Origin of the sequence: Bacteroides sp. OM05-12, from assembly GCF_003438995.1 — a bacterium.
In the GTDB taxonomy this organism is placed as follows: Bacteria; Bacteroidota; Bacteroidia; order Bacteroidales; family Bacteroidaceae; genus Bacteroides.
The window spans coordinates 54,923-66,663 of sequence record NZ_QSUN01000022.1 but is presented as its reverse complement, the minus strand read 5'-3'; the positions used below and the strand labels follow the sequence as shown (position 1 = coordinate 66,663).

The 11,741-nt window shown below is 48.1% G+C and carries 15 protein-coding genes; 5 read left to right on the top strand and 10 right to left on the bottom strand.

Annotation, left to right across the window (positions count from 1 at the left end):
• From DXB63_RS14385 to DXB63_RS14360, 7 genes are all read right to left on the bottom strand, one after another.
• The coding region (locus tag DXB63_RS14385; protein ID WP_122127095.1) for a TraG family conjugative transposon ATPase at window positions 1-1,918 on the bottom strand (1,918 nt) is incomplete at its 3' end.
• Entirely contained in the window at window positions 1,915-2,262 is a 348-nt protein-coding gene (locus DXB63_RS14380; protein WP_122127094.1) for a DUF4133 domain-containing protein, read from the bottom strand. The genes DXB63_RS14385 and DXB63_RS14380, both read right to left, overlap by 4 nt.
• 28 nt (window positions 2,263-2,290) lie before the next feature.
• Window positions 2,291-2,590, bottom strand: a complete 300-nt coding sequence (locus tag DXB63_RS14375; protein WP_122127093.1) for a DUF4134 domain-containing protein — start codon at window positions 2,588-2,590, stop codon at window positions 2,291-2,293.
• A gap of 153 nt (window positions 2,591-2,743) precedes the next feature.
• Entirely contained in the window at window positions 2,744-3,466 is a 723-nt protein-coding gene (locus tag DXB63_RS14370; RefSeq protein ID WP_122127092.1) for a conjugal transfer protein TraD, read from the bottom strand.
• Window positions 3,467-3,472: 6 nt separating this feature from the next.
• Complete coding sequence (locus DXB63_RS17985) at window positions 3,473-3,613, bottom strand: hypothetical protein (RefSeq protein ID WP_158563693.1); 141 nt, start codon at window positions 3,611-3,613, stop codon at window positions 3,473-3,475.
• A 21-nt stretch (window positions 3,614-3,634) separates the two neighbouring features.
• Window positions 3,635-4,084, bottom strand: a complete 450-nt coding sequence (locus DXB63_RS14365) for a DUF3408 domain-containing protein (protein ID WP_122127091.1) — start codon at window positions 4,082-4,084, stop codon at window positions 3,635-3,637.
• Window positions 4,085-4,089: 5 nt separating this feature from the next.
• Window positions 4,090-4,845, bottom strand: a complete 756-nt coding sequence (locus tag DXB63_RS14360) for a ParA family protein (protein WP_122127090.1) — start codon at window positions 4,843-4,845, stop codon at window positions 4,090-4,092.
• A gap of 16 nt (window positions 4,846-4,861) precedes the next feature.
• On the opposite strand from DXB63_RS14360, the gene DXB63_RS17820 reads away from it, so the two are divergent.
• From DXB63_RS17820 to mobC, 5 genes are all read left to right on the top strand, one after another.
• Entirely contained in the window at window positions 4,862-5,050 is a 189-nt protein-coding gene (locus tag DXB63_RS17820; RefSeq protein WP_147332292.1) for a hypothetical protein, read from the top strand.
• A 15-nt stretch (window positions 5,051-5,065) separates the two neighbouring features.
• On the top strand, window positions 5,066-5,323 hold the full coding sequence (locus DXB63_RS17815) for a hypothetical protein (protein WP_147332291.1): 258 nt from the start codon (window positions 5,066-5,068) through the stop codon (window positions 5,321-5,323).
• A gap of 219 nt (window positions 5,324-5,542) precedes the next feature.
• Window positions 5,543-6,040 carry a conjugal transfer protein MobA gene (gene mobA / locus DXB63_RS14355; RefSeq protein WP_233522870.1) on the top strand — a complete coding sequence of 166 codons (498 nt, stop codon included), beginning with the start codon at window positions 5,543-5,545 and terminating at the stop codon, window positions 6,038-6,040.
• Window positions 6,019-7,266, top strand: a complete 1,248-nt coding sequence (gene mobB / locus DXB63_RS14350; RefSeq protein WP_122127089.1) for a conjugal transfer protein MobB — start codon at window positions 6,019-6,021, stop codon at window positions 7,264-7,266. The genes mobA and mobB overlap by 22 nt, the downstream gene beginning before the upstream one ends.
• 12 nt (window positions 7,267-7,278) lie before the next feature.
• Window positions 7,279-9,288: a conjugal transfer protein MobC gene (gene mobC, locus DXB63_RS14345; protein ID WP_122127088.1), complete on the top strand. Its 2,010-nt coding sequence runs from the start codon at window positions 7,279-7,281 to the stop codon at window positions 9,286-9,288.
• 171 nt (window positions 9,289-9,459) lie between these two features.
• Here mobC and DXB63_RS14340 read toward each other — a convergent pair whose 3' ends face one another.
• The 3 genes from DXB63_RS14340 to DXB63_RS14330 all read right to left on the bottom strand — a co-directional run bounded on the left by DXB63_RS14340 (window position 9,460) and on the right by DXB63_RS14330 (window position 11,496).
• Window positions 9,460-10,059, bottom strand: a complete 600-nt coding sequence (locus DXB63_RS14340; RefSeq protein ID WP_122348309.1) for a hypothetical protein — start codon at window positions 10,057-10,059, stop codon at window positions 9,460-9,462.
• Between the two features lie 135 nt (window positions 10,060-10,194).
• Complete coding sequence (locus DXB63_RS14335; RefSeq protein WP_122127086.1) at window positions 10,195-10,821, bottom strand: RteC domain-containing protein; 627 nt, start codon at window positions 10,819-10,821, stop codon at window positions 10,195-10,197.
• Window positions 10,822-11,073: 252 nt separating this feature from the next.
• Window positions 11,074-11,496, bottom strand: coding sequence for a deaminase (locus DXB63_RS14330; RefSeq protein ID WP_122127085.1), 423 nt, complete (start codon window positions 11,494-11,496; stop codon window positions 11,074-11,076).
• Between the last annotated feature and the right edge of the window lie 245 nt (window positions 11,497-11,741).

The window sequence follows — 11,741 nt, the reverse complement described above, 5'->3', positions numbered from 1 at the left end:
CCTTCACCGCGTCAATCTCGAATACGATAAACCGTTTGGAAAGCAGGTCGATATTCTCCTTCGAGTTGAGCAGGAAATCATACCGTCCGCCTTCGTAATATTGCCGCAGGGTAATCAGGAAATTGTCGATATTGAAGTCGTCCTTCTCCACCTTGATGTCCCGTTCTGCCAACTCCTTGCGGTACACGTCACGCATATATTCGTAGAACGTATTGAAGCAGGGCACGATACTGTGATCCGCCTGAATCCTGCGGATATATGCCGACACTGCGCTGCCCAGCTCGCCGCTTTCCGTCTTCGTCACTTCCTCGTTTTCGCTTTTCCATAGAGTGAGCAGCAGCGTTTTGATAGAGTCTTTTTTCTCCACGCTGAACTTGTAGTCATCGGTGAAAAACGGGTTAAAACTGATAGGGTTTTCTTCCGTATAAGTATAGTAAACTCCATCCTTTCCGCCCGTCTTGCGGTGTATCATCTCGCAAAGTCCCTGATAACTGTTTCCCGTATCGACAAGCACGATGTGTGTGCCTTGCTCGTAATACTGCCTGACGAGGTGATTCATAAAGAACGACTTCCCGCTGCCCGACGGTCCGAGCACAAACTTGTTACGGTTCGTTATCACGCCTTTCTTCATCGGCAGGTCGCTGATGTCCAGATGCAACGGTCGCCCCGTCAGGCGATCCACCATCTTTATCCCGAAAGGGGAGGGCGAGCTTTGATAATTCGTTTCTTCGGTAAACAGGCAGACCGCCTGTTCGATGAAGGTGTAGAAGCTCTCTTCGCTCGGAAAGTCCCCCGCATTGCCCGGAATGCCCGCCCAGAACAATGCCGGGCAGTCGATGGTGTTGTGGCGGGGCATACACTCCATCGTAGCGAGCTGACTGCCTACGTCGTTCTTGATATGCTTCAGTTCCTCGATGTCGTCGCTCCATGCCATGACGTTAAAGTGCGCACGCACCGAAATCAGCCCGTATGAATGTGCCTCGTTCAGATACTCGTCCGTCCATTCCTGGTTGATCGCATTGCTGCGCGAATAGCGCGAGAGCGACTGCATATTCTTTGCCGACTTCTCAAACCGTTGCAGGTTCTCATCGCTGTTGTCTATGAACACATATTGGTTATAGATATGATTACAGTCCAACAGCAACCCTACCGGACTGGCGAACGAAAGGCGGCAGTCGCTCCGGTCCGTCGATAATTTCTCATGCCGGATGTCCGTCTGCACGTTTCCCGGCAGGTCTTCGGTACGGGAAAGTGTATGCAGGCAGAGCCGGTTGTCGCCGATACGCATCTCTTCGGCGGAAAGGGCGATGTCCTGCAAGCAGGTATTCTCTTCCTGCGAGAGCGAGAAATATTTCTCGATCAGCCCGGCACACTCCCCGGTTCCGGTAATCTCTTCTGTCGTCAGGCGGCGCAAACCGATGAACCCGCAGTCGTTCATAATCCGCTCGAACTGTTCCACTGCTTCGATGAAGCGGGCGGTGCTTTCCCGGTCTGCCTCTTTCGGGATAATGAAGCCCCGGCAAAGCGTGCTGAAGTTACTCTGCCTGCGGCTCCGTTCCCTCGTGGTCTTTGTCAGATAGAGGTAACAGGTATGGCGCAGGTACGGACGCTCGTTAAAGTGGCGTTCAAACGAACGGCTAAGGAAGCTCATGTCGTCTTTCTGAACTTCCGGCTTATACTGTTCACGCATAAACCAATCCTGCTTATGTACCACGCTGAAGTCCGGCAACACTTTCATCGCCTTGCACCACGCGGCATGTATCGCTTCGTATTCCGGCGATGTCACCGTATAAAGTTCCGGCAGTGTCACTTCAAAAGCGGCGGTCACGTCCGCATCCTTTGAAATGATGCAGTCATGCTCTACGGCAAGTAGCGGGAAGCGGCTTTCCAATGTAGTGGCTCTTAATAGGTTTCTCATAATTTCTCTTCCTTTTTAATCTGTTTGGTAAAACTGCGCTTGAATAAGCGGGAGATACGGCGGCGGTTGATAAGGTATCGAGGATGATTACGGACAGCGCCGAGCTTCATAAGCCCGTGTTCCCCGTACTTCTTGTTCAGCCGGAAAGTCTGCCACACGAGCAGCGTGGCTGAAACCGCACCGAAGGCGATACACACCCACTGGCTGATACCTATCATGTACATGATTACAAAGAGGACAAAGAGCAACAGCAAGCCTGCCACGAAGACAAACAGATATTGTGCCTTTAGTCCCTTGAACTCAACCGATGCGCCAATCCCCTTGTTAATGGGATATTCTGCCATCGTTCCTATACATTATTATATATGGGAATTAAAGGAAGAACGAGCGCAGGATGGTTGCCGCCACAATCAGGAAGATACACGCTCCGAACCACGACGCCGCGACCTTCGAGGTATCGGGATCGCCTGATGAAAACTTGCCATAGACTTTCACGCCTCCTATCAAGCCGACGACTGCCCCCACAGCATAGACGAGCTTGGTTGCCGGGTCAAAATACGAGGTCATCATGCTTGTAGCCTCCGTGATACCGGATAAGCCGTTGCCTTGCGCGAAGGTGGAAGATGCAGCCAGCAGAAGGGCTGCCGAAAGGAATAATTGTTTTTTATTCATAAATCGTTCTTGTTTTTTATGCCGCAGGGGTGGATAGTCCCTGCGGCGGTTGATACTGACTTTTTAACTGGTGGATTTAGTGGTGTGCGTTGCCGCCTAACCGTAATCAATCTTCTTCATTGTTCGTCACTTTTTATGGTTTTACAAACTGCGTCATACAAAATCCCGTATGTTGAAACCCTCGACGCTGTCGGGTATCACGGGCATGGTTGGGGGCTGCGCTTCCTGAACGTCCATTCTCCCCCCCTTTGGAATAATAGGTTTATTCAGGTAGTAATCCATCAGCCCCGTTATCTTCTTCCCGATAGTGGAGGAACTTTGCACCAGCTTGTCGAAAAGCTCGTTGCCTTCCATACGGCTGAACACCATTCCGGCGTGTTGTTGTGCCGTTTCATCCGCTTCCGGGTTTTGGGCGGTACGTACCGCCCGTTCAATCTCTTCAAAGCTCACGCCTTTGGCATAGCCTATTTTCGCCTTTTCGTCCGGCGTGTCGCCGTCGTATTCCACCCCGACATCTTCCATGCGCACGTCGCTGAATGCTTCGTCCAACTTATCATCGGGAATCTGTGCCTGCGGCATTTTTTCCGCTTCGTCGGCATTTCCGGTCGTTTCCTCCGGCATTTCGTCGGCAAATGTAACATCCTCTTCCTGAAGTTCCTCGCTTCTGCCGGAAGTGGCAGCTTGTGGCACTTTCTCCGCTGCCTCTTCCATCCTGAACAGGCTTTTCCCTACAATCCCCGTTGCATCGGCGGTTCTTTTTTTCTGTGGCGGGTTGTCCGCTCCGGGACGTTTCCCACCCTGCCGTTTCTCCCATAACAGATAGGTCACGAGCCATGCGTTATAGAGAACGAGCAGGCATACAAGTACGGTTGTCATGACCGGTTACTCAAACAGGTTGTTACAGTAGTTCTTTTCCTCCTCATACACTTCCTGCCTCACTTCTTTGTGAAGCTCGTTTTCTCTTGTGTATTTGCAGGAAGTCTTCATAAATCTTTTCAAGCAATCGTTCCTTTTACTTTTCATAGTGCATCTCATTTTAAGTCGTTAAAAAATCGGACTATTCTCCGTGTATAATTTCTTTATCTCTTCCTCAAACATCGTGAGGTGGTGTGCCAGCACATTGTCTATGTAGCTGAACAGCGACACTTCATCTTTCCCGATGATACGCAGAATCAGTTGTATCCGTTCGTGGAACTCCTTTCTCACGTACACCGTTTTCCCCATCCGCGCGGGAATGGTTGCTTCCTTCATGAAAAGGGCAAGGTATTCCTGCTCCCGGCTCTTATGCTTTCGCCGCCGTTCCGGTTCGTTCTTCACCGTTTCCGTTGAAACGCTCAAAGCTGCGGTATCCTCCTGCTGCTCTTCCGGTTCGGTTTCTTCTTGGGCAGATGTTCCCGTTATCCTTGCCGATAGCGGTATGGTCGGATCATCCTGCCGGAAAGCATTGATGATAAAGTTCGGGTCTATCTCTTCCGCTTTTGTCTTTTTTGCCATAGCCCTTATTTCCGGATAATGGTTAGTATCTCTTCCACCAGCTTGTTCAGGTTACTGCCCCGTATCAGTGTCTTATCGGCAGGGAACAGTGTCGAACGGAAAACCGCTTTACGTTCCGTCGCTGTTTCTTTGCGGAACCGTTTACTGTCCGGCAGGCTGGTTTTCATAACCGTAAGTGCCATTTCGTCACAGATTTTCTCGTAAATCTCGTAGAGGTCCGTTTTTTCCCGTCCGTCCACCATATTCCAGAGCAGATATAGCCCTTTGATATGGGTTTTGCCTGTCGTTATCAGATGTTCGTTAATGACGGACGCGAATTTCAGCGAGCTTCTCATGACCGCCTTATCCGCAGACATGGGAGTAAAGATGTAATCCATTGCGGCAAGGGTATTGACAATGCCCGGATTGTTAATCGTTCCCGGCAAATCAAAGAAAATGAAGTCTAAGGCTTCTCCCTTCTTCACCAGCTTCCTTGCCGCTTCGGGCGCTTGTTCCGGTTTGCTGCATACGATAGGATACGCTTTTTTCTTCAGGCGCTTGAACTGTTCGTAAGCCAATACCTTGTAATAGTCGTCGTTCATACTGGCATCCATATCGCGTTGCCGCATATCATGGATGCTGTACTGCGGGAAGTCGCAGTCTATGACCGCCACGTTGTACCCTTTGACATAATGCAGGTAACTGGCAACAAGTACTGCAAGGGTGGTTTTTCCTGCTCCTCCTTTCTGTGTGGAGAAAGCGATGTAAATAGGTTCGTTCATACCAATACAAATTTTAATGGTTATACATAAGTTTATTTCTACCGAGTTTTGTTTGTACCGACCGACCTGCCGCCGTTTGTCCATACCGGCATCCGTTCCAAGCGCCCAACGTTGGTTGGTTGCGATGTTCCGCCGTTGGTTATGCCGTTTCGCCGTTGGTTCCGATATACCACTGTTCGTTCCGATATATCGTTGTTGGTTCTAAGCTACCGGCAAATTCATGTACGGCGGTTTCTATCTTCTTACGTCGGGTGGTTTTCAGGTTGTTTCCAACCGATGTTTTATCCGCCGTTTGGTCGTTACAGCGGCAAAGAAAAATAGAAAATTGGTAGCTTGTATCACTTTCGCTGCAAGTGGCAGCTTCTGGCAGCGAGTGGCACAGATTGGCACAGTAAAGTGCCACATTTCCATGTCTTTATCCCTCTACCTTTGCCCCCAAGCGACAGGGTTCAAAGCGGATGCCTGCCGGCAGTGGTAACAAGGTTACTCCCTAATCCGTCCGTAGGCGGATTTTTATGTTCATTAGAACATAGCAAGGTGTCCTTTGAGTAACTCAAAGGGTTTCCGGTTACTCCCGGAAACAATACCTTGCCCTTGCAGGGAGCGGGGCTTCACTCCGAAGTCGTACGCCCTTACAAACTGCCGTTGGCTTTTTCGCTGTGGCTTGTGTCGCGACACCACTAAAATCCACAGTTTTATGAAAGAAGAAAAAACGAAATGTCGTGCAAATGAGCAAAATGAAAGCTCGCTTGCATTTCCGAATGTAGCCGACATTCAGGCGAAGCCTAAATGGGGCAGACACCCCAAAGAGAGCCGTAAGACGCACTGCGTCATGGTACGTTTTGACAATGACGAATGGCTGAAATTCCTCACCATGTTCGAGCAGTCCGGCGTGTACGCGAAAGCTGTTTTTGTCAAAGCGCGTGTCTTTGGTGACACGTTCCGCGTGCTGCAAACAGACAAGACACTGCTCGATTACTACACCAAACTATCCGCTTTCCATGCGCAGTACCGGGCTATTGGCAACAATTACAACCAGACGGTAAAGGAACTCAAAAGCCGTTTTTCCGAGAAAAAAGCAATGGCTTTGCTCTATAAACTGGAAAAACAGACCGTCGAACTTGCCGCATTGAGCCGTCAGATTGTCGAACTTACCCATAAATTTGAAGAGCGATGGTCGCAAAAATCAGTATAGGCAATTCCCTTCATGGGGCACTTGCCTATAACGGTGAGAAAATCAACAAAGACGAAGGCAAGCTCCTTGCCACCAACAAGATTTTTGATGAAGGAACGGGAAAGGTGGACGTAAGCCGGGCAGTGGAAGACTTCAAGAACCGTATGCCCGCCCGCGTGCGTACCCGTAACACGGTTATCCACATTTCCCTCAACCCGCACCCCGACGACCGCCTGACGGATGTCGAACTCGAAAACCTCGCACGTGAGTACATGGAAAAGCTCGGCTACGGCGACCAGCCTTATATGATTTACAAGCACGAGGACATCGACCGCCACCACCTGCACATCGTATCGCTGAATGTGGACGAGAAAGGCAAACGGCTGAACAAAGATTACCTGTTCCGCCGCAGCAAGCGCATCACCGGCGAACTGGAAAAGAAGTACGGGCTGCATCCGGCAGACCGCCGGCAACAACGCCACGACAACCCGCTGCACAAGGTGGACGTATCGCAGGGCGACGTCAAGCGTCAGGTGGCAGGCACCGTCAAAGCCCTTTCCGCATCCTATCGTTTCCAGACCTTTGGCGAATACCGTGCCCTGCTTTCCCTCTATAACATTACCGTTGAAGAAGCCCGTGGCGAAGTGAACGGGCGGGAGTATGCCGGGCTGGTCTATTCGGCAACCGATGACAAGGGTAATAAAGTGGGTAACCCCTTCAAAGCCTCCCGCATCGGCAAGGCGGCAGGCTACAAAGCCATTGAAGAACGCTTCGCCCTCTCCAAAAAACAGATAGAGGAAAAGAAGTTCACTCAGCCGACCATGCGTACCGTCCTTGCTGCCTTGAAACGAACCCACCGCAGGGAAGAATTTGTTGCCTTGCTGGAAAAGAAAGGCGTTGATGTGGTCCTGCGTGAAACCGATACGGGGCGTATCTATGGCGCAACCTTCATCGACCACCGCACCGGGTGCGTGCTCAACGGCTCACGCATGGGCAAGGAACTTTCCGCCAATGCCTTGCAGGAACATTTCTTCCTGCCATTTGCTGCCCAGGCACCGATACCGTTTACCATTCCCGGCGAAAGCGGGACGGTGCAAACCGAAGAACAGGAAGCCGCCACCGGTCATGGAGAATCCGGCTCTCCGGCGGGGCTGTTCGTCTCCGGTTCTACGGGTGCGCAGGCGGAAGAGGACGCTTTCGCCCGCAAGTTACAGCGTAAGAAAAAGAAAAGACAACGTAAAATCTAATCCGTTTAAATTATGTCACAACAAGAAGACGATTTAAGAGCGCTCGCGAAAATCATGGATTTTCTGCGTGCCGTCAGCATTATATTGGTAGTCATGCACCTGTACTGGTACTGTTACGAAGCCATCCGGCTATGGGGAGTGAACATAGGTGTGGTGGACAAGGTATTGATGAACTTCCAGCGTACCGCCGGGCTGTTCTCCTGCATACTCTACACGAAACTGTTCTCCGTTCTGCTGCTTGCACTCTCATGCCTGGGAACGCACGGTGTGAAAGGTGAAAAGATCACATGGGGAAGAATCTGGACGGCACTTGCCGCAGGCTTCCTTTTATTCTTCCTCAATTGGTGGATACTCTCCCTGCCGCTTCCCATAGAAGCGAATACAGCGATTTATGTTGCCACCATGACGGCAGGTTACATCTGCCTTCTGATGGCAGGCTTATGGATGTCCCGGTTATTGAAGCACAACCTCATGGACGATGTTTTCAATACGGAGAACGAAAGTTTTATGCAGGAAACCCGCTTAATCGAGAACGAATACTCCGTCAATCTGCCTACCCGTTTCTATTATAAGAAACGGTGGAACGACGGCTGGATCAACGTCGTAAATCCCCAACGTGCGTGCATCGTTGTCGGAAGTCCGGGCAGCGGGAAATCCTATGCGGTTGTAAATCAATTTATTAAGCAACAGATTGAGAAAGGGTACAGTCAATATATCTACGACTTCAAGTTCCCCGACCTTTCCATGATTGCTTATAACCATTTACTCAATCATCTGGACGGGTATAAGATCAAGCCGCAGTTCTATGTGATTAATTTCGACGATCCCCGTCGTTCGCATCGTTGTAATCCCATTCATCCCGACTTTATGGAAGACATTACGGATGCGTATGAGAGTGCGTACACCATTATGCTTAACCTCAATAAGACATGGGTGCAGAAGCAGGGTGATTTCTTTGTCGAATCCCCGATTATCCTCTTCGCCGCGATTATCTGGTTTTTACGCATTTACAAAGACGGAAAGTACTGCACTTTTCCTCATGCCATCGAACTGTTGAACCGCAGGTACGAAGACATATTCCCCATTCTCACCAGCTATCCCGAACTCGAAAACTATCTTTCTCCCTTCATGGACGCATGGCTCGGCGGAGCTGCCGAACAGCTTCAGGGTCAGATTGCTTCGGCAAAAATCCCGCTTTCCCGAATGATTTCCCCGCAGCTTTATTGGGTGATGTCCGATAGTGAGTTTTCTCTCGACATCAACAACCCGGAAGAGCCGAAAATCCTCTGCGTGGGAAATAACCCGGATAGGCAGAACATTTACGGCGCAGCGCTCGGATTGTATAACTCGCGCATTGTCAAGCTGATAAACAAAAAGGGAAAACTCAAATCCTCCGTGATTATCGACGAGCTTCCCACGATTTACTTCAAAGGTTTGGATAACCTGATTGCGACCGCCCGTTCCAACAAAGTGGCGGTTTGTCTGGGCTTTCAGGACTTCTCCCAGCTCATTCGCGATTATGGCGACAAGGAAGCCAAAGTCGTGATAAACACCGTTGGGAATATCTTTTCCGGGCAGGTTGTCGGTGAAACTGCCAAGACACTTTCCGAGCGGTTCGGCAAGGTACTACAAAAACGCCAGTCCATTTCCATCAACCGGCAGGATGTTTCCACCTCTATCAACACGCAGATGGACGCTCTCATTCCTCCCTCTAAAATCTCCGGCTTGACGCAGGGAATGTTTGTCGGTTCGGTATCCGACAACTTCGATGAAAGGATAGAGCAGAAAATCTTCCATTGCGAAATCGTGGTAGATTCGGCGAAGGTAAAGCAAGAGGAAAAGGCTTACAAGCCTATCCCCATCATTACCGACTTCACCGACTCCGACGGCAAGGACTGCATGAAAGAGAAGATTCAAGAGAATTACAACCGCATCAAGACGGAAGTCCGGCAGATAGTTTCCGATGAGTTGCAACGTATCAAGAATGACCCTGCACTTGCCCACCTGCTTCAACAGAAATAATGCTTTTAAAATAAATGACGGTCAGAGCTATTATAGCCGTGACCGTCATTTATTGGAGATTAGATATTTCTACTATCATGTTATTGATTTAATTGTCTAACTGTTATCCCTAATTTCTTAGGTAGCTTGTTGATAGATGCGTATATTGTTACTCAGGTAGCTCTATCGTTGTCATTTATATTCATATGGATTATGAATATTGAAAGGAAGTTGAAAGTTATTGTACCACCAATACCCGTAAAAACAACCATATATAGCATCATTACCAGTATCTATTGAATGCTTGTTATATGCATAATAAAACATATCCTTATAAACTCGTAAGTTATCATTTATATTTATATTTACAGGATAACCACGAGAAAGATGGTCTCCGTTAAAAGTCAATATGTTATTGTTTTTTAATTGCAGATATACTTCATATAGGCACATTGTATTTTTAACTTGTTGTAAGCTAATAATTCCATTAGAATTAAAACCTATAACTCTTTTAACCTCTGTTTCAATTTTTCCACTTGTAACATTCAATAAATATCCTCCGTTACTTATAATCTCTAAATAGATATTATTAAAGGTCTCATTACCATTAAATCGAGGGTAGCTATAATTAGGTATTACAAAATATGCAACATCATCTTTATTATGCCGATCAACAGTCGGTCCATTTTCATGCACGAGCCTCATCCTACCATTCTCGTAATATATACTACCAACTTTTTGGTTTTTATCCATAGAAACAAATAAATACCTGCCTAACTTAGAATAGTCCATAATAATTTATTTTCTCCCTACTCATCTTCGGCTTTTCGGTTCCGCCGTTTTAATTATCTCACCTTAAAATTACGCCTTCCGTCCTGCATTGCCAACTTTTTTCTCCATACAGCCACCCCATCCACCCGACGACTTTCATCTTCTCATCCGTTCCTTCTCATCATCCTGCTGCATCCGCTTGTTCAATCGTTCCTGCATCTTATCCAGAAAATACGTCCGGCTATCATTCTTGCGGCGTTTGATGTCCGTATAGAAGCGGTAGCACTCCTTTGAATCCACGCCAAAGAGGGCATAGAAGAAAGCCGCCAGTTCACCTATCGGTGTATCACCGTTATTGATACAGCCCATTTCGTCGATACCGTAGATGATTTCCACCAGATCGACGGCATTTCCAGTCCAGCGGAAGGCGGAAGTGACGGAGGCAGGAACAGAATTTTTGGGAGAATTAAAAGAGGTGGATGTTAGTGGTGGCACTTGGATAGTCAGAAGTTTCAGCATCTTGCGGATGAAGGCAAGAGCTTTGCGGACATACACGTTCAGCCCGCTTTCCGATGCAGCGGCGGCGTTCTGCATTTCGTGGTACTGCAATTCTATTTCCGCATACGTCATGGCGAACAGCGAGTGATGCAGGTCGTGGCAACCGGAACACAGTTCGACAACACATTTCACAAACTCATTATACGCCGCATCCACGCCGGAGCAATCCTGTCTATTATGAATCAGGCGGAAAAATTCGTTTTCCGTTAATATAAGATAATCCATTATTCTTTCTGTTTTTGAAGTTCAACACTTTGTTTTCAGTGTGCGCACAGAAAGTAAAAGGACAAAAGCCGTTCCCGCTAAGTGGAAAAGCAAAAAAAATCCACATATCTTGTTGATTACCAACGGTATTGCGACAAAAACTTTTCTTACAACGCCTTTCAGCCCCCATAAAACGTGTAAACATTCTGAACAAATGTAAATAATATGGACACGCTTTACGATACGGAGTGTATATAAACCGGACACTTCCGCTTATTCTTCAGCTCCTGACCGTTGGTAAATCGTCCGTGAAATGCCTCCGTTATAAGTACATTGTTCTGTGAAATTCCAGTAAGAGGTGGGAAGAGTTGCTTTGAACAAATGCTGTCCCGTTCCGGCAATAAAAGGAACGGTATAAAGGATGATTTCATCTATCAGCCGCATACGCAGCATACCGTTGATAAATTCCGCTGTATTGGTGGTCGCTTCAATCAGATAACACACCGTGTCATCCTCGTTCATTTTCCAGTTTATCAACATAGAAAGGGAAATATCCGAAGTCAGTTCCAGACTTGCGTTATCCCGTATTTCCGTGATTCCATAGCTTTCGGGGCGGAGCCACCAGCGGGATTCCCTGTTCATTTCCGATAAACAGCCGTCCAGAGAAAGTACGGCGAGTAATTTAATTTTTGCCATAACCGGTTATTTAGTGGTTTACCGAAAAGCAAAAAAAGTAGCGTGCAAATCACACTACTTCAAGCGTAGGCTCTGGTAAGCCCCTGAAAGAAATACGTGACTGCACGCTATGCAAAGGCATAGCATAAGCTATCACGCAATGAGTTTCTTTCAGTTTCGATTTACCAGATTTACGCTTGAAACGCCTTGCGGTCTTATGTCTATCTCGTCAGGCAGAAGTTATGCTCTTCCGCCTGTTTTCCTCA